The sequence below is a fragment of the Sporosarcina sp. ACRSM genome, from assembly GCF_022346545.1.
Classification (GTDB): Bacteria; Bacillota; Bacilli; order Bacillales_A; family Planococcaceae; genus Sporosarcina.
This window is the reverse complement of the sequence record NZ_JAKRNU010000002.1, coordinates 89984-108308: the sequence shown is the minus strand read 5'-3', so window position 1 is coordinate 108308 and position 18325 is coordinate 89984. Positions and strand designations below refer to the sequence as shown.

14 protein-coding genes are annotated in these 18325 nt (G+C 43.7%); 11 read left to right on the top strand and 3 right to left on the bottom strand.

From position 1 onward, the window contains the following. The first annotated feature begins 35 nt into the window (after positions 1 to 35). From MHZ95_RS04330 to MHZ95_RS04310, 5 genes are all read left to right on the top strand, one after another. Positions 36 to 953, top strand: coding sequence for a CobW family GTP-binding protein (locus tag MHZ95_RS04330; protein ID WP_239389301.1), 918 nt, complete (start codon positions 36 to 38; stop codon positions 951 to 953). Between the two features lie 175 nt (positions 954 to 1128). Further along, positions 1129 to 2055 (top strand): CAP domain-containing protein, encoded by a 927-nt coding sequence (locus MHZ95_RS04325; RefSeq protein ID WP_239389300.1) that lies wholly within the window; start codon positions 1129 to 1131, stop codon positions 2053 to 2055. Between the two features lie 132 nt (positions 2056 to 2187). After that, a complete protein-coding gene (locus MHZ95_RS04320) occupies positions 2188 to 3624 on the top strand; it encodes a spore germination protein (protein WP_239389299.1) in 1437 nt (478 codons plus the stop codon). Then, positions 3621 to 4640, top strand: coding sequence for a GerAB/ArcD/ProY family transporter (locus tag MHZ95_RS04315; RefSeq protein WP_239389298.1), 1020 nt, complete (start codon positions 3621 to 3623; stop codon positions 4638 to 4640). The genes MHZ95_RS04320 and MHZ95_RS04315 overlap by 4 nt, the downstream gene beginning before the upstream one ends. Then, positions 4637 to 5719: a Ger(x)C family spore germination protein gene (locus tag MHZ95_RS04310; protein WP_239389297.1), complete on the top strand. Its 1083-nt coding sequence runs from the start codon at positions 4637 to 4639 to the stop codon at positions 5717 to 5719. The genes MHZ95_RS04315 and MHZ95_RS04310 overlap by 4 nt, the downstream gene beginning before the upstream one ends. A gap of 93 nt (positions 5720 to 5812) precedes the next feature. Here the strand turns inward: MHZ95_RS04310 and MHZ95_RS04305 are convergent, their stop codons facing one another. Beyond that, a complete protein-coding gene (locus MHZ95_RS04305) occupies positions 5813 to 7159 on the bottom strand; it encodes an MATE family efflux transporter (RefSeq protein ID WP_370642897.1) in 1347 nt (448 codons plus the stop codon). A 145-nt stretch (positions 7160 to 7304) separates the two neighbouring features. Here MHZ95_RS04305 and MHZ95_RS04300 point away from each other — a divergent pair, with 145 nt between their 5' ends. The 6 genes from MHZ95_RS04300 to MHZ95_RS04275 all read left to right on the top strand — a co-directional run bounded on the left by MHZ95_RS04300 (position 7305) and on the right by MHZ95_RS04275 (position 16307). Continuing rightward, positions 7305 to 8381, top strand: coding sequence for an undecaprenyldiphospho-muramoylpentapeptide beta-N-acetylglucosaminyltransferase (locus MHZ95_RS04300; RefSeq protein WP_239389296.1), 1077 nt, complete (start codon positions 7305 to 7307; stop codon positions 8379 to 8381). A 288-nt stretch (positions 8382 to 8669) separates the two neighbouring features. Next, positions 8670 to 11480 (top strand): 2-oxoglutarate dehydrogenase E1 component, encoded by a 2811-nt coding sequence (locus MHZ95_RS04295; RefSeq protein ID WP_239389295.1) that lies wholly within the window; start codon positions 8670 to 8672, stop codon positions 11478 to 11480. Between the two features lie 140 nt (positions 11481 to 11620). Continuing rightward, positions 11621 to 12844, top strand: coding sequence for a 2-oxoglutarate dehydrogenase complex dihydrolipoyllysine-residue succinyltransferase (gene odhB, locus MHZ95_RS04290; protein ID WP_239389294.1), 1224 nt, complete (start codon positions 11621 to 11623; stop codon positions 12842 to 12844). A 426-nt stretch (positions 12845 to 13270) separates the two neighbouring features. Then, the gene (locus MHZ95_RS04285) at positions 13271 to 13468 is read left to right on the top strand and encodes a DUF6501 family protein (protein ID WP_239389293.1); all 198 of its coding nucleotides are present in this window, start codon (positions 13271 to 13273) and stop codon (positions 13466 to 13468) included. A 63-nt stretch (positions 13469 to 13531) separates the two neighbouring features. After that, positions 13532 to 14395 (top strand): ATP-binding protein, encoded by an 864-nt coding sequence (locus MHZ95_RS04280; protein WP_239389292.1) that lies wholly within the window; start codon positions 13532 to 13534, stop codon positions 14393 to 14395. A 10-nt stretch (positions 14396 to 14405) separates the two neighbouring features. Then, entirely contained in the window at positions 14406 to 16307 is a 1902-nt protein-coding gene (locus MHZ95_RS04275; RefSeq protein ID WP_239389291.1) for a vWA domain-containing protein, read from the top strand. A 36-nt stretch (positions 16308 to 16343) separates the two neighbouring features. On the opposite strand, the gene MHZ95_RS04270 is transcribed toward MHZ95_RS04275, so the two are convergent. Beyond that, positions 16344 to 17528: a toxic anion resistance protein gene (locus MHZ95_RS04270; RefSeq protein WP_239389290.1), complete on the bottom strand. Its 1185-nt coding sequence runs from the start codon at positions 17526 to 17528 to the stop codon at positions 16344 to 16346. Continuing rightward, complete coding sequence (locus MHZ95_RS04265) at positions 17515 to 18177, bottom strand: 5-bromo-4-chloroindolyl phosphate hydrolysis family protein (RefSeq protein WP_239389289.1); 663 nt, start codon at positions 18175 to 18177, stop codon at positions 17515 to 17517. The genes MHZ95_RS04270 and MHZ95_RS04265 overlap by 14 nt, the downstream gene beginning before the upstream one ends. Between the last annotated feature and the right edge of the window lie 148 nt (positions 18178 to 18325).

The following is an 18325-nucleotide window of genomic DNA, read 5'->3' as shown; positions in this document are numbered from 1 at the left end:
CGCTTTTCTTATGACAGAAGAAGAGGGGTTTTAGAATGATTGATGTGTACTTGTTAAGCGGTTTTCTGGGCAGTGGTAAAACTTCACTCTTGCTCCATACAATTGGACAATTAAAAGAACAAGGCAAAAAACCCGCAGTCTTGATGAACGAGTTCGGGGCTTTGCCTTTTGATTCAAACGCAGTGGAGGGAGAGGGGGATATCCCGCTAAAGGAGTTGTTGGAAGGGTGTATCTGCTGTACCGGATCTGAGAAGACAGAAGCACAACTTCAAGGGCTATTGGAGGAGAATGAGGACATTGATGTGATCTTAATCGAAACGACTGGCGCTGCACACCCTGTGGAGGCGCTTGATGCCGTATATTCTCCGTTATTCGCCGATCGCCTTAACGTGAAAGGTATTATCACTGTCGCTGATGCAAAACGCTGGTTGGAGCGTGAAGGGCTTACACCGCAGATCCGTGCGTTATTTATGGAACAAATTCGACACGCTCATTTATTGATCGCCAATAAAGTGGATCTACTGACAGAAGAAGAGATTGCTACAGTTACGATGGGATTATCCAATTTCAATGAAACGGCCCCAATCATCCAAACAGTAGGTGCAAAAGTCGATTTTTCTTTTATCGAAAAATTATTAAATACACCGAAAAGAAGGACAAACGCATCCATTGTTTCTGGAAAAGGCCTGCCGCTATCCTCGAAACTCCTTACCTTTACGGAAAGCGTCGACAAAGAAGAGTTTGAGAATTGGGTTCAGTCATTGCCTTCAACGGTTTATCGCATGAAAGGCTATGTCCCGGTGAAAGGGTCTAGCAAACCATTACTGTTTCAATATGCATATGGGATGGTGAATTGGCTACCGGAATATGTAAAAATGGATCCACGTCTCGTCATCATCGGAGAGGGGATCGACGGCATAGAATTTGTAGCTTCAGATGAGGATTTGTCTTAATCGTCAACCCCTTTTTGGATGAAATATAATGATAGTTGACCAATATCATCCAAATTTAAAGGGCATGAGTACTTTTATCAAAGAGTTTTTGGATGAAATGGTTAGACTGGAAAAGAAATCCTGAAATCTTAATCTCCTTCGCGGTATGATAGTTTGCGAAGGGAGGAGTAATGAGATGAAAAAATCGATTGCAGTACTCATGCTCGGTTCGGCACTCTTACTGCCGAACAATACAAGTGTAGAAGCTTCATATTCGGATAATGACGGACTGGTGCAAAAAGCACAGAACGTTCAATGCTATGTATTGGAAAGTAAATACCCTACTCTCCAACTTACGAAGTATATGAATAAGGTGGATTTCGATCAGGCATATCAGCTGATCAAATCACAAGAGGATAAAAAACAGGAAAAATGGGCTTTAGCTAAAGATAAAAAGATAGCGAAGCATAATCATAAGAATGAGCAATCCAAGTCTGTTGAGGAGAACTCTTCAGCTAAACCTGTTGAGAAACCTGATGTGAAAGATCCAGAGGAATCACCGGAAGCGAATCCGACACCAGAAGTGACACCGCAACCTGAAACAAAGCCGGAACCAGAAGTGACTCCGGAACAAGAAACAACAACGGAACAGGAAGTAACGCCGGTACCGGAAGCAAAACCAGAACAAGAAACGCCTGCTGAAGTGACACCGTCAGAGCCTGCGGAATCAACTCAAGATGCATCCCTTTCTGCGATGGAACAAGCGGTACTTGACTTGACAAACGCAGAAAGACAAAAAGCGGGTCTTCAACCGTTACAAGCAGACAGTAACTTGATGAACTCTGCAAGACAAAAATCAGCAGATATGGCTTCAAATGGATACTTTTCACACACGAGTCCCACATACGGTTCTCCGTTCGATCAAATGAAGGCAAATGGCGTAAACTATAGCTCCGCTGCAGAGAACATTGCTATGGGCCAACGCTCTGCAGAAGAAGTAGTAAAAGCGTGGATGGAGTCACCAGGACACCGTCAAAATATTTTGACACCAGAATTCACACATATCGGAATTGGCTTTGACCAAAACGGTAACTACTGGACACAACAGTTCATTCAAAAATAATAATAGTGAAAGAGTCATCCTTCATCCCCGTATCATCCGGGGGAAGGATGACTCTTTTGTTCTGTACAAGAATTCCATTCAAACGTTTAAAACATTTTCTCTCGGAACATACTTTTCCAAGAGGTGAATGTCATGGAGGAAGTGAAATCGAATGATAGCTTGATTTTGTACATACAAAATCTATTCCATGATTCTGCGGATTTGGTTGTACATGAAGTTTCTTGGAAGAACGAAATCTCTATTGTATGTTTTTATAATACGATGACAGATAGTGCCGATGTGAACCGGCAAATCGAAATTCTTCGTCAACGTTCAATTGATGATTTTCCAAAATGGGAAGGTACCGCTGCATCGAGCGTGGGGGCGTTTTCCGAGTCACAATTGATTGAAAATGTGACGCATGGATTTGTCGCTGTTTTTTTTCCGTCTACGAATTTGTTGATGACCATTACTATTCCCACCTTTGAAGTTCGAGCAACCGCTGAGCCGGACAATGAGCTTGTCATTCGTGGCTCCCATGAAGGTTTTGTGGAAAGTATTGACAAAAATATCTCACTTATTCGAAAACATCTCTCCATTCCGGACTTAGTCGTTAAAGATTTACGGATCGGGAAAGAGACAAATACGAAAGTTACATATGTCTATATTGAATCGATCGCTGATAAAGAGGTCATAGATATCGTTAAAACGCGTCTTGAAAATATTGATACACCGAAAGTGTACAGCATAGGACAAATTGAAGATTATTTGGAGGATACGGTTTGGTCGCCTTTCCCACAACTTCTGACGACGGAAAGGCCAGATCGGGTCGTTGCGAATATATTGGAGGGCAAAGTTGCTGTTTTCATGGATCAATCGCCCTCGGCCCTTCTTGGACCTGTGAATTTTTTTTCATTTTATCAGACGCCGGATGACTTTAATGGAAGAGTCTTTGTCGGATCGTTTTTCCGGATCCTTCGGTTGTTCAGTTTCCTAATCGCCATTTTTCTCCCTTCATTTTATATTGCGGTAGTAGGGTTCCATTCTGAAATCTTGCCTTATGAATTGGGGGTAAAAGTAAAAACGGCGATACAATTCATCCCTTATCGACCGATTATTGAGGCGATGATCGTGGAGCTTTTTATAGAGGTGATCCGGGAAGCGACAATCCGGTTGCCAGCGCCGATTGGCCCTACAATCGGCATTGTAGGAGGACTTGTCATCGGGGATGCGATAGTCAATGCCGGTCTTGTCTCGAATTTGATGGTCGTCATCGTAGCAATGACTGCCATTTCGAGCTTTGTTGTACCAAGTGTCGAAATGAACACGACGATCCGGCTGATCCGATTTCCGTTTATGCTTGCGGCAACTTTTTTTGGATTTCTTGGAATCGCCATCGGGACACTCATCTTATTTATCCATATGATGAACCGATCTTCACTTAATCAACCTTATTTGTCGCCGATCGTCCCGTTTGACCCTTCCCGCTTTAAGGAGGTTTTCTTTAGAACTCCATACTACAAAAATAATCAGCAACAAAAAACATTCACTTTTCGGGCTGGGAAGCGGAAGGATGGTGAGGGGACTTGAAGATCAGTTTATCAAGGGTTCAGTTTTTCTTGCTTCTCTTCATAACCCAGACAGGATCGTCATTCTTTTCTTTTCCATCTCCGTTCATCGCGGCGACTGGCAGAGATGCTTGGCTGATCTTTATCGTGGCAGGAACAATCCACTACTTGCTACTCCTGTTATATGAAAAAAATTATAACTATTTTTCGATTGGCCCATATATTGGCTGGCTATACAAAGGGTATTGGCTTTTTATTTGCGTTTGTTATCTCGCTTATGTCGATTATACGTTGGCCGTTTGGGGTTTTCCTGAAACACCACCCTCCATTGTTATTGCCGTGCTAGTCAGTGTATCCCTCTATGCCAATTTGAGCAGGGCTGAGACAGTCATTAATTTATCGGTCATCCTTATCCCACTCATTTTGCTGTTTATGATTTTTCTTCAGTTTGCCTGGAAGGAGTTCGTATGGACGAATATCTTCCCGATTGGAGAAGCGACTGGGAAGCAATGGGGTATAGGGTTGCTGAAAGCGCAAATTGCATTTATCGGGATGGAGTTGTATTTGTTTTTTAGAAAGTATATCGATATGACACAGAAAATAAAAGGATTTCCATTATTCGTCTATCAATCGGTGTGGCTGTTATTTTTTCTAATCTCGATTTTCATTTCGCTTTTCTATTACACATTGACTGGATTGAAGATGATTCCGGAACCGCTCCTTTATTTATTGAAGTCCCAAGAAGTGACTTTCGTTGAGCGTCTTGACTTATTTTTCTTATATATTTGGACAATTTGGACCATCATTACAGTGACGATTATTTCCTTTGTTGCCTTGTATGTTCATCGTCTTCATGCAAAAGAGAACAGGAAAAGGGATACAATCATTTGGCATTTGTTGCTCATCGTCATTCCTTTGTTTTTTTTAACAAAGGGCAGTGTGGAAAAATTGAATGATGTCATCATTTATGTTCATCTCACATTTGCCTTTATTATTCCCATCATCGTTATCACAGTGAATCGGAGGAAAGTGAAGTGAAGAAAATCGCACTTGTTTGCATCGTCTGTTCGTTTCTTTTGGCCGGTTGTTGGGATGAGCGCCTGTACAAGGAACTCACGATTGTTCCTTTAATCGGCTATGATGGGAAACCTGGGGAATGGATGGGCTATTTCACACATACTTCGATCGACTCGGAAGACACTGTGAGCTATACCACAGTGGAAGGGAGTGGGATTTCCATAGAAGATGCCCGGCTGAATGCCAGCCGGAAGACGAGTGAGTCGCTCGATCCTTCACAAATCCTTGCGGTTCTTCTTACAGAGGAAGCGGTTCGATGGGATCTTGTAGAGACCTTTGATGTTGCTTACAGAATGCCTCGTAGTCGGTTGAGTAGTAAACTGGCGGTAGTGGAAGGGGAGATGGCCCCCTATATGGAAAAAACGGAAAAAATGGGTTTAGAGCCGCCCAATTACTACGATAAAATCTTGGCCACTGCCGCTTATCATTCCATTATTCCGGATGTTGATATTCAGCAGGCGGCAAGATACATACTTGATGACGGGGTTGACCTGGATTTGCCTTATCTTAAAATATCCGAGATAACGGGGACACCTGAGGTCGCGGGTGTCGCTTTGTTCAGCGGTAAAGTATTTTCGGGACATGTGCTGGATATGAGGGAGTCGACTATCGTCCAAGTGCTTAAAAAGAAACCTGGAAAATTCACTGTGTTCAGCTATGAATGGGAGAATGAAGGTGTGAAATATCCGGTTACAGTGGAACTGGACCGATACAAAAAACAATGGGAGATTCAAAAAGACAAGATCGATGTAACTTATGACGTAAAACTCGATATTACTTCCTTCCCGGCGGATCATTTGGACGAAAAGAAGCGAAGAAGAGAGCTTGAGCAGTTCCTTTCCAAGAAATTGACGCAGGATTTCAATAAGGTGATGGGGAAATTGCAAGAAGCGAAGAGTGATCCTATCGGTTTCGGTAGGGTAGCGCGTGCATTCCATCCTGAATTATGGAATAAAGGAGAGTGGCCAGAGACATTTTCGCAGCTTGATATACAAGTGAAGGTGAAGGCCGTAATCACACGCACTGGTATCATCGACTAAATATAAAGGTGCGGGAAGCAGAGCAGATGTTAACAACCCATCTTCCGGACATGCACAAAACTCGCGATGTGAAAGTCCATCGCGAGTTTTGTATTAACTGAATTTCTTCCTTTGAATCAGTACAAGCCGAATCGATAGCGTGATCGCACCTACAGTCAACCCAGCAATCAAGCCGATCCAATAACCATAAGGCCCCAGCTCGGTGAAGGTCGCCATTAGATAACCAATCGGCAAGCCGAGCACCCAGTAAGAAATAATCGCCATCAGGAAGGTCATATTGACATCCTTATAACCACGTAGTGCACCTTGGACCGGGGCTTGGACGGCATCGGATAGTTGAAAAAGTGCTGCATAAATAAGGAAATGAGTCGCCAATCCGATAATGTGTATGTCCGTAGTGTAAAGGGAGGCGATCGATTCCCTAAAGACTAGAAGAATAGAGATGGATAGGATACTAAAGGCGACGGCAAGACCGACAGCAAGAAAACTATACTGTTTTGCATCTCGAAATTGACCGGCGCCTACAGCTTGCCCAACAAGAATCGTCGCACCCATTGATATGCTCAAAGGGATCATATAGAGCAAGGAAGAGAAATTCAGGGCGATTTGATGTGCTGAAATGACCTCAGTCGAATATTTACTCATCATTAAAGTGACAACGGAAAAGATGCTTGTCTCTACAAAAATGGAAATGCCGATCGGGACACCTATGAAAAGGATCTCCTTCCAACGTTCAATTAAAATCTTCCCCCACTTCTTGAACAGTTCATAATCCCGGAATGATTTTTGTCGGCCAGCAATCCAAAAAGCGATGAAAAAAATCAGCCAATAGGTGATTGCGGCCGCATACCCTGCTCCTACTCCTCCGAGCTCAGGGAAGCCCCAGTTGCCAAAAATAAGCAAGTAGTTTGTAAAAACAGTCAAAGGAGCCGATAAAAGAATGATGGCCATCGAAACACGTGTTGCCCCAAGTGCGTCAAAAAAACAGCGCAATACGGTATAGGCGAAGAGCGGGAATAGCCCTAAGCTCATCGCCTCCAGATAATCGGCAGCTACAATCCGGACTTCCTCTTCCAAAGGCATCGCTTCCAAGATCGGTGAAACGCCTAATCGGATAATCAGAAAAACAAAGGCTGCGAGAGCCACTGATACATAGAGCCCTTGCTGGACAGAAAATTTTACTTCATCCTTGCGCCGTGCGCCTACAAGTTGTGCGATAATTGGGGTCAGTCCCATCAAGATACCGGCAAGGCCTGTATAGACAGGAACCCAAAAAGAAGAGCCGATTGTTACACCGGCAAGGTGGTATGTATTATAGCGTCCAGTCATAACAATATCGAAGAACGTAATCAAGTACAGGGCGACTTGCGTCACTAGAATCGGCATGATGATGGTCGCCAATTTGAAAGGCTTTTTTTTCAAAGAGAGTGCAGTTTCCAATTAAATCATCCTTTATTACACAATTAAATACCATTGTACCATGATTCGTTTGCTATAATAGCTATGAAGTTCGGATATTATGGATGTCACAGTGCGCGATGTCCTGAAAGTAATTGATTTTAAAAAATAGAAGAGGTGAATGGCCATGAAGCGGCCTGTTATATTATTGACGGGAGGCGGCACTGCAGGGCATGTGTCGGTAAACGAAGCGTTGATTCCCGTTTTTAGTGAAAAAGGATATGAGATTCATTACATAGGATCACATGATGGAATCGAAAAAGAATTGATCGGGAATGGTCACCCGGAAGTGGTTTACCATGCCATTCAAAGTGGTAAGCTAAGGCGGTATTTCTCCATGAAAAATTTTACGGATCCATTCCGGGTTGGTGCAGGTGTATTACAAGCTTATTCCATCATGCGAAAAGTGAAGCCTGAGATCATCTTCTCCAAAGGAGGATTTGTCTCGGTCCCGGTAGTCCTCGCTGCAAAGTTGGCGAAAATCCCGGTTGTCATCCATGAATCGGATGTCACGCCAGGGCTTGCCAACCGGCTTGCCTTGCCGTTTTCCAGCCATATATTCACTGTTTTTGAACAGACATTGGCTCATGCGCCTGAAGGAAAAGCGACGTGTTCAGGTGCGATTATCCGCCCGGAATTATTTAACGGAGTGAAGAGCGAAGGTCTCCGATATGCAGGGTTGACCGGTGATAAGCCTGTTTTGATCATCATGGGGGGAAGCCAAGGATCCAGTGTTTTGAACGAAGCAGTCCGCAAAGATTTACCTGCGATTTTACAAAACTTTGAAGTTATTCATCTTTGCGGAAAAAAGAATGTCGATGACTCGCTTCACCTTACACCTGGCTATACGCAGTTCGAATATGTGACAGATGGCTTGCCGCATCTATTGGCGGCTGCGGATTTTGCTGTGTCGAGGGCAGGCTCGAATGCCATTTTCGAACTGCTCGCATTACAGAAACCGATGCTCCTCATACCACTTTCCGCAGCGAAAAGTAGAGGGGATCAGATTTTGAACGCGGCCCATTTCAAATCGCTTGGGCTTGCCCGTGTATTGAAGGAGGAGGAGGTCCCACTTCGCCCACTTTCCGAAGAGTTGGCTTTGTTCGAACAGGAACAAGCTCAATTATTAACAAATATGGAAAAAGTGGAATCTCCGAAAACCCCTGAAGAAATGGTAGAATTAATTATGGCTTATCGAAAATAGATGTAAGAATCATTTTTATAATTCTATTTTTAAGTCTTGCATTGAAACGAAAACGGGTGTATCGTAGTTCACGGCATGAAAAAAATGTCGAAGTTTTGACTTTTTCAGAAGAAGTTGGCTCTTTTCTTGCATTCTTATAACTAGTTTCATTTTTTGGGAAGACTTCTACTGAATAAAGTACAAATGCTAGCGCTAAACCCTTTAAGTTAAAGTGCTAGCGTGGTAAAATTGAGAAGAATGCAAAATAAAACACAAAATGCCTGTTGGCAAATGTGGAGGTCATTTTACATGTCGAACAATGTTGGCACCCATCGTTCCCCTTATGCAGCATTTTCGGGGCCCAACCTTGGGTATGTGATGGAAATGTACGATCTTTTCAAAACGTCACCAGAACTGGTTGATGCGGAACTTGCTGAAATGTTCAGCCGGTACGGAGCACCAGTCTTGGAAGAAGGAAAACAAGCTGAAGCTGTCGGTGAAGTTGCACCGGGCAATTTTGGCAAAGTGCTAGCCGCTTATCAGTTACAGGCCGCCATTCGTACATATGGACACCTCGCTGCGGATATTTATCCGCTGAACGATCGTCCGAAAGATACGAGCCGTTTGGAGCTATCCCACTATGGATTGACAGAAAGCGACTTAGTAGAAATGCCTGCATCTTTATTCTTCAACAATGTTCCGGCTACTGTCGAAAACGGACTTGATGCAATAAACTACTTGAAGGCCGTCTACACTGGTAAAATCGCTTATGAGTTCGATCATGTCATCAATGAAGAAGAACGAAATTGGATTCAGTCGAAAATTGAAAACGGCGAAATCGTCGCTAAACTTTCGGATGACGCTAAAAAAGCGCTTCTGGAAAGATTGACTAAAATCGAAGGTTTTGAGAAATTTATCCACCGTACTTTTGTGGGAGCGAAACGCTTCTCTATCGAGGGACTCGATACGCTCGTAGTCTTCTTGGATGAGCTTGTACGCCGTTCAGAAGAAGATAAAATGAAAAAAATATTAATTGGTATGGCACACCGTGGCCGTTTGAATGTATTGACACATATTTTAAACAAACCGTATGAAATGATGTTCGCTCAATTTGCTGGTGTTCCAGATGAGCCGTTTCAACCAAAAGACGGATCTCTTGAAACGACAAGAGGCTGGTTCGGCGACGTGAAATATCATATGGGCGCATTATATAAAGGTAAGTCTGGTATGGAGCGCTTCTTGGCATATAACCCGTCCCACTTGGAAGTCGTAAACCCGGTCATTACGGGACAAACGAGAGCTGCCCAAGAAAAAACGGATAGCCCAGGAGTGCCTGAGCAGGATACAAACGCGGCATATGCTGTACTTATCCACGGAGACGCGGCATTCCCAGGACAAGGAATTGTACCGGAATCGTTCAACTATAGCCGGGTCCGCGGTTTCAAAACAGGCGGATCCATCCATGTGATCGCAAATAATATGATTGGATTCACAACGGAATATTACGATTCCAGATCGACCCATTACTCATCGGATCCTGCAAAAGGCTATGAAGTACCGATTCTTCATGTCAATGCGGATTGTCCGGAATCGGTCATTGCAGCAGCTGCATTTGCATTTGATTATCGTCAGAAATTTAGCAAGGATATTTTGATTGATCTGCTCGGCTATCGCCGTTATGGTCATAACGAAATGGATGAGCCACTTGTCACAAATCCGGTTATGTATCATACAATTCACGAACATCAAACTGTGCGAGAATTATATGGTGCACAATTGACTTCCGCCAACATCCTGAAAGCGGAAGAGGTTGATAAGCTCGATGCTGACATTTTTGCAATGATGCAAGCGGCGTACGACCGGGTGAAAGAAGAATCCGCTGAAGTAGAGCTTCTTTCGAATGCAACGCCTGAAGAAGTACTTGCCGGTTACCCAAGGGATCTTGAAACGGGTGCTGACGAAGAAACACTTCGCCGTATGAACGAAGAACTTCTCGAATTCCCGAAAGATTTTAACGTATTCGGCAAACTTGAACGTATTTTAAAACGCCGTGAAGAACCGTTCAAAGGGAAAGGCAAAATCGATTGGGCACATGCGGAAACATTGGCATTCGGCACCATCTTACAAGATGGTAAACCGATCCGTATCACGGGACAGGATGTTCAACGTGGAACGTTTGCGCATCGTCACCTTGTGTTGCATGATGAGAAAACAGGCGATGAGCTTGTGCCGCTCCACCATATTAGTGGATCGAAGGCGTCCTTTGTCGCCTACAATAGCCCGTTAACGGAAGCTGCGATTGTCGGTTATGAATTTGGCTATAACTTGGAGGAACAACAGGCGCTGTCTATCTGGGAAGCACAGTATGGAGATTTCGCGAATATGGCACAGGTCATGTTCGACCAATTCGTATCTGCCAGCTACTCAAAATGGGGTCAACAGTCTGGTCTAGTCATGCTTTTACCGCATGCATATGAAGGACAAGGACCTGAACACTCAAGTGCTAGAGTCGAACGCTTCTTGCAACTTTGTGCGGAAAATAACTGGACAGTTGCAAACCTTTCAAGTGCTGCAAATTATTTCCATATCCTGCGTCGCCAAGCAAAAATGCTCGGGGAGAAATCGATGCGACCACTTGTGATCGTATCACCTAAATCACTATTACGTCATCCACTTGTCGGTGCCGATGTTAGCGACTTGGTGGAAGGTCATTTCCAAACGGTTCTTGAACAGCCGGGAACAGGAAAGAATGTCGAGAATGTCGAGAAAATCTTGTTCGCTAGCGGAAAAATGGCAATCGATCTCGCTGAGCGCGTGAAGGATGGAACAGGTTTCGATCACTTGCATATCGTGCGTGTGGAGCAACTCTATCCATTCCCTTCTGAAAAAATTAGCGATATCGTATCTCGTTATCCAAATGCAAAAGAATTGGTTTGGGTACAGGAAGAACCGAAGAACATGGGGTCTTGGCAGTTTGCAAACAACTATATCCGTGAAATTGCAGGCGACAAGAAAATCTCCTACGTCGGACGGATCCATCGTTCTAGTCCATCCGAAGGGGATGGGGAATCCCATAAGATCGAACAGAATCGCATTATCGATGAAGCATTGAAGAAATAATCTTTTTCCAATGGATAACTGAGTGTTGTCGCCTTTCAAGGCGCTAACGCAATTGCGCCGCGGCGTAATGATAGAGAGGTTAAATGTAAAGAACTAAAGCTTTACACCGTTGTGACGGTAGATTAGAGGAGGAATTTATTGTGGCGGAGATTAGAGTACCAGAATTGGCAGAATCGATTACAGAAGGAACGATTGCACAGTGGCTAAAACAACCAGGTGAAACGGTTGAAAAAGGTGAGTTCATCGTTGAGCTTGAAACGGACAAAGTAAACGTGGAAGTTATTTCTGAAGAAGCGGGTGTTGTCCAAGAGCATCTAGCGGCAGCAGGGGACACAGTTGAAGTAGGTCAAGTCATTGCGATCGTAGGTGCAGGATCAGGCGCACCTGCAGCATCGGCTCCAGCCGCTGCTGCTCCGGCGGAAGCTCCTGTCCAACAAGAAGCGGCTCCAGCTCCTGTAGTCGAAGAAGTTGGCACATCCGATCGTACGATTGCGAGCCCGGCAGCACGCAAACTTGCTCGAGAAAAAGGAATCGACTTGGCTGCAGTAAGTCCTGTAGATCCAATGGGCCGCGTTCGTGTACAAGATGTTGAAGCGCATGGCGCAGCTCCGAAAGCACAGCCGGCTGTTGCTCCAGCATCACAAGCACCAGCGGCACAGGATGATGGCCGCGTCACTCGTGAGAAGATGACTCGCCGTCGTCAAACGATTGCGAAACGCCTACTTGAAGTGAAGCAATCTACTGCAATGCTGACAACGTTCAACGAAATTGACATGACAAATGTTATGGCACTACGCTCACGTAAGAAAGACCAATTTTTCGAACAAAATGACGTCCGTCTTGGTTTCATGTCATTCTTCACAAAAGCGGTCGTTGCGGCTCTGAAAAAATATCCATATGTCAACTCTGAAATCGATGGCGATGAAATTATTCTGAAAAACTACTTCGATATTGGTATCGCTGTTTCCACAGAAGGTGGACTCGTTGTACCGAATGTTGTCGATGCAGATCGTAAGAACTTTGCTGAGATCGAAGCATCCATCGCAGAACTTGCAGCAAAAGCACGCGACAATAAACTGACGATCGCTGACATGACTGGCGGTTCGTTCACAATCACAAACGGTGGTGTGTTCGGTTCACTTATGTCCACACCGATTCTGAACGGTACACAAGTCGGGATTTTAGGTATGCACACGATTCAGAAGCGCCCGATAGCAGTAGGGGATAACATCGAGATCCGTCCAATGATGTACGTCGCCTTGTCTTATGACCACCGTGTTATCGATGGAAAAGATTCTGTCGGTTTCTTGAAAATGGTTAAAGATTTAATCGAAAATCCAGAAGATCTTCTACTCGGTTCTTAAGCCGTCCCTATAAAGTGAAACTTCAATCAGCGGGGGGGTCCCCATCCCCCACTGATTGAGGGGAACACAAGCTAAAAGCGTCACGTCCTGTGACAACGCTTGTGTGACCAACTTCGTGTTGGCCCGAATCAATCGGGCTTTTACCTTCCTTTAACGGATGTCCAAACTACCCGCTGAAGGAAGGCAACTTAAGTTTGCGGCGTCCTGTAAGTGCCTTAATTTCTGCTAAGAGCGCAGAAATTAAGGCAAATCGAACCCTTCGCTGTTCGATTGGCAGTTGATCTCCCACCTATCCTTATCATTTTACTTAAGTCTTGAGGTGGGAGTCTTACTGCCCGTTAAAGCGGGATAAAATTAGCATCGGCCCGTCATGAGTACGGGCCGATTTTTCCTTATTTATTTCAGTGAAGAGAGGGGTGAATAGCAATGTCATTCAAAGAGTGGACAACTGCACCTTCATTGCGGACAGTCGTATGCAAGCATGCAGACGCTGAAAAATATGTAGTAACTAATGTTCTGACACCTGGCAAAACGTACGAAGTGAAAAACGAGACAGAAGAATTCATTTTCATCGTTGATAATACCGGTAAGGTCGGGGGATACTATAAAACGTACTTTGAATAACAATTAAACCCGATTGCAGTCACTGGCTGTGTCGGGTTTTTTAGATAGAAAGGATAATGATCTATGAACCCAATCATTGAAAAAGAACGGCTATCGCGTACGAATCGAACAGTTGATGACACATCATCAAAACTGATTCAAGAAGGCGGTTATATTTCCCCAGATCCTTATTTATGGCAAGATGTACTTGTCAGTATTGTGTTGAAAAAGCCGGTTTTATTGAAAGGTCCATCAGGGGCAGGAAAAACAAGGTTAGCGCAAACCGTATCCAGTTACTTCAATCAGCCGATGCAAAGCGTCAATTGTTCCGTCGACTTGGATGCAGAATCACTACTAGGCTTCAAAACGATTATTAGTAAAGACGGCGAAACCGTGATTGAATTTGTGGAAGGACCGGTTGTTCAGGCGATGAAAAAAGGCCATATTCTCTATATTGATGAAATCAATATGGCACGTCCTGAAACTTTACCAATTCTACATAGTGTTTTGGACCATCGGCGTATGCTAACGAATCCTTTTACAGGTGAAGTCATCCATGCACATGATAATTTTACAGTCATTTCAGCTATTAACGAAGGGTATGTAGGTACTTCACCGATGAACGAAGCGTTGAAAAACCGCTTTGTCTCCTTTTCTGTTCCGTATTTGACAGGAGAACAATTGAAAACCGTACTAAAGGAAGCCCACCCGAATGCCTCCGAGCAACTTGTTGAAATTATTCTCCATATCGGAAATGATTTGAAAAAACAAGTGATGAACGGATTGTTGTCCGATGAAGCTGCATCTGTCAGAAGTTTGTTAGATGCCATGGCATTAGCAGAGCATATACCGATGCAACGGGCAATTCAATATGCCATTGCAGAAAAATTGGATGACAAAATTGAACGAAGGCTCGTCATGGAATTGGTAGATACGTGGGTAAAGTGAGGCGATTGCAATGGTAAAGTTAAATCGATTCATTCAATTTAATGATGAGACGGTCGATGCCAAGACGCTTCTCTTGTACGAAAGGCTAGGGAGGGCTTTAGCTGATGCGCCATTTTTGGAACTGACAGAACGTAAATTATTGGAGTTCAGACCACAAGAAGGCATCATTTCCATGAGCGTCTTTTGGCGTCATCGAAAAGAGGATGAAACACATGCCGGACGTCTTTCGGATATCTATCTATTGACAGCAGGATTTTGGAAGCATTTCAATGTACCTACATGGATCGACTTCAATCGACAAAATGCGTTGCATCCTTTGCATAAACTTGCGGGAGAATTGCTATTACTATTAGAAGAGTTCCGGATGAGCGATCTCATTACGAAAGAAAGACCTGGTACGGCAAAAGCTTTTGCCATTCGACAAGAGGCCTATCTCGCTTTTCATAAGGATCGTCTCATTTCCAATATGCAAAAAAGCTTCCTAGCAGATGCGCTATTGAACCAGCTTTATATATCCCTTTATGAAGGCATGTTTGCCGACACCGCAGTCGATTGGGGACCGATCGACTATGGACTTCTTCAATCGATCTTACAACAAGCTTATGATGTCAATAGTACGAGAGACAATACGTTTATTGCCAATCATATCATCACCATTATCGAAAGGTTCGTGGACAAGGATCTGACACTCCAATACTACTCGCTCGGCGATTCTCTGACTGATGATAATGGCACATTTCATTATCATAAAGGAATGAGCGATGCAGAGAAAGGGGAGGAGGATACGAAAGAGACAATTGAGGAAATTTTCCGCTCTTGGCACCGTGAAAATGAAGAAGAATCAGGTGTTCACCTGGAATATGAGCTGGAGCATGGACGTTCCGGAACAAGTGATGCTGGTGATGCTGCCGAGGGGAATGAAGGGGCGACGATTGAAGAAACAGGTTATGGAAGTTCGGAAGGAAATGAGAATGAGCACTGGACAGACGAGGACTCTGACAAGAAAACTAACACAGATGCCAAGAAGAAAGCAGGGAACATGTTTGGCAAAGAGCATTTGAATGTCGTTTTTGAAGAAAAGCGCATAGCCAGTATCGATGAAGTGGGAAACCGAAAAAAATTGGTGGCATGGCGAGAGGAACAAAAACCATATGTTCGGTCTTTCGTAGAAGAGATGAAGAAAAGAATCGATTTCAAGGAGGATTCGAAACGGGAACGTCTGATGAAAGGGCGATTGTCTACGAAACTGACAACGATGGTGGTCGATGAGCGGCCGAAACCATTCTATCGGAAAAATGCCCCTTCTGTCAAGCTGGATGCAGTATTTGGTCTTCTCGTGGACGGTTCTGCTTCAATGCTCGATAAATTGGATGAAACGAAACGGGCAGTCCTTCTTTTCCACGATGTTCTTCGTCAACTGGATGTCAGCCATGAAATTTCGTCTTATTATGAAGATGCCTATCATGCATCGAAAGAAATGCAACCGAATGTCTTTGATCTCATGCACACGTTTACGGATCGCAATAAAGACAATGGTCTTTCTATTTTATCATTCGATGCGAACGAAGATAATCGGGATGGCTTTGCGATTCGTTGGATGGCTGACCGACTTGCTACAAGACAGGAAAAACACAAATTTCTACTCGTCTTTTCCGACGGGGAACCTTCCGCATTTGGTTATGACCGAAACGGGATTCTTGATACGGCTGAAGCTGTCATGGAAACTGAGAAAAGAGGGATTTCTGTCATCCACTTATTTTTGACGACAGAAGAACCGACAGACGATCAAAAAGCGTTGTTTACAATGATGTTCGGGAACAAGACCGCTTCCTCCAATTCAGTCGAAAGCTTCGCTGACCAAACACTGCGTATTTTACGAAAGCTGTTGGCCATCGTCATTCGAAATACGTAAATTTTATTGGAAAGTGATAACACAAAAACCGCCTTCTTATGAAGGGCGGTTTTGTGTTTTTTCATGAACAGCTAAAAGCCGTTGTTTCAATTCTTCTTCCATCCGTCCGATTTCAATTTCGGCTGCTTTCCGTTTGGCACGACCGTCAGCTTGGATGACGAGCGTTTCTTCGATTGTTTGGATGAGGTTTTCCTGTGTCTTTTTCAACGTATCAATTTCAATGATCCCACGTTCGTTTTCCTTGGCGGTTTCAATGGAATTGATCTTCAGCATTTCCGAGTTTTTCAATAAAAGATCATTGGTTGTTTTCGTGACCAGTTTTTGAGATTCGACCGCTTTCTTCTGACGATTCAATGTCAAGGCGATTGCTATTTGATTTTTCCAAAGTGGGATGGAAGTCATAATCGATGATTGGATTTTCTCTGCAAGCGTCTGGTTCGTCTGTTGAATCATCCGGATTTGCGGTGCACTTTGAATCGTAATCTGGCGGGAGAGCTGAAGATCATAAAGCCGCTTTTCTAAACGATCTAAGAACTGAGCCATATCATTGACTTCTTGGAAAGCCATCTGATCATTCGATAACTCCGCTTTTCTTCTCATTTCAGGTATGATGACGTTCGCTATTTCATCCCGCTTTAATTCACCGGCAGCGATATAGACATTCAGTGCTTGGAAATAGGTCTTATTTTGTTCGTATAGGTTGTCGAGCATTTGAACATCTTCGAGAAGACCCCGTTTCGAATGTTCGAGCTGCACACCGATTCGATCAATTTGTGTGCTCAATTTTTGATACTTCGTCATCATTTCTTGAATGGAACGGCTTGCTTTGCTAAATAGTCTAGCGAGTCCCGTTTTCTTTTTGGCAGATAAATCTTCAGGGTCGATTTCGGATAGTTTGCCCATTAAATCTTGCAGAACATCTCCAACAGGTCCGATGTCTTTACTTTGCACATGGTCAAGCATTTTGTGAGAGAATCGGGATAATTCGCCTTGTGCGTTTGCACCATAAGTGATGATCGCTTCGTAGTTACCTACTGGAATTTGTTCGGCCAGCTGTTGTGCTTTTTGCCTTTCCTCCACGCTAAGCCGGTCTACGAGTTTAACACTCGTCCCCGGTGCAGTGTTTTCAGTCTGCATTTCTTCCGGTAGGAGAGGGGCCTGTGTATCAAAAGGGTTACTGAGCAGATCATCCATTGTTTTCACTTGGTTATTTTCGTTCATTCGTATTATCTCCTTTCATTTCAAGAAGCGGCTTTTTCCGATTCAATGTCACATCGACAAAGTCGAGCTCCATTTGAAGTTTTTCAATATCGGATGCCAAAGCACTTCGTAAATCAACTTCCAGCTGTTTATTTACATCACTCAGTGTTTCACGTGTGGTTTGTAGGGCAATGCGGATATCTTTATCTTTTAAAGGTTGATTGACAAGCATTGCATATTTGGATGTCAGTTCAACAGCCGAGTCAAGATGGGCATAGAAAAAGTTTTCAACTTGATAAAACTTCTTCGGATTCGTCCGCACAATGTTAAGAATTCTTCTTGATAGACTATTCATTTCATGAAGCTGCTTAAATGCTTGGACGGATCTGACTTGTCCATAAAGCCCATTCAATTTGCGTATTTTTAATTTTGCTTCAGAGATTTGGCCTTTAATATGATTATATTCTGATCGGGACATCCCGAGCCTTTTCAAATTGGAGCTTAGTTGAATCTGTTTGATCGAAAATGACCCTGTAAAGTAAATCGCAATGAATAGGCCTGTCGCTGCGATGGGATTCATGCTTGCACCGAGTACAAAGATGAGCCAAGAACCGATGCTGATCGGTGCGGTGATGAAATGTCTAATAAAAAAATGTTGAATTTCCTTCATGAGGTGTTCAGGCCTCCTTTGTCTATATAATGTTATACGAATTGAAGCAGGAAAAGTTTCAGTTCATATGTTAATTATACCCGATAAATGCATTGAACACATTTGTTTTGGATTGATTGTCATAGCAATTTACTTGGACATTGACGGA

Bases quoted from the DNA above. Each gene is read 5' to 3' on its own strand.
- MHZ95_RS04330 (WP_239389301.1), top strand. From the start codon at position 36: ATGATTGATGTGTACTTGTTAAGCGGTTTTCTGGGCAGTGGTAAAACT.
- MHZ95_RS04325 (WP_239389300.1), top strand. From the start codon at position 1,129: ATGAAAAAATCGATTGCAGTACTCATGCTCGGTTCGGCACTCTTACTG.
- MHZ95_RS04320 (WP_239389299.1), top strand. From the start codon at position 2,188: ATGGAGGAAGTGAAATCGAATGATAGCTTGATTTTGTACATACAAAAT.
- MHZ95_RS04300 (WP_239389296.1), top strand. From the start codon at position 7,305: ATGAAGCGGCCTGTTATATTATTGACGGGAGGCGGCACTGCAGGGCAT.
- MHZ95_RS04295 (WP_239389295.1), top strand. From the start codon at position 8,670: ATGTCGAACAATGTTGGCACCCATCGTTCCCCTTATGCAGCATTTTCG.
- MHZ95_RS04285 (WP_239389293.1), top strand. From the start codon at position 13,271: ATGTCATTCAAAGAGTGGACAACTGCACCTTCATTGCGGACAGTCGTA.
- MHZ95_RS04280 (WP_239389292.1), top strand. From the start codon at position 13,532: ATGAACCCAATCATTGAAAAAGAACGGCTATCGCGTACGAATCGAACA.
- MHZ95_RS04275 (WP_239389291.1), top strand. From the start codon at position 14,406: ATGGTAAAGTTAAATCGATTCATTCAATTTAATGATGAGACGGTCGAT.
- MHZ95_RS04270 (WP_239389290.1), bottom strand. From the start codon at position 17,528: ATGAACGAAAATAACCAAGTGAAAACAATGGATGATCTGCTCAGTAAC.
- MHZ95_RS04265 (WP_239389289.1), bottom strand. From the start codon at position 18,177: ATGAAGGAAATTCAACATTTTTTTATTAGACATTTCATCACCGCACCG.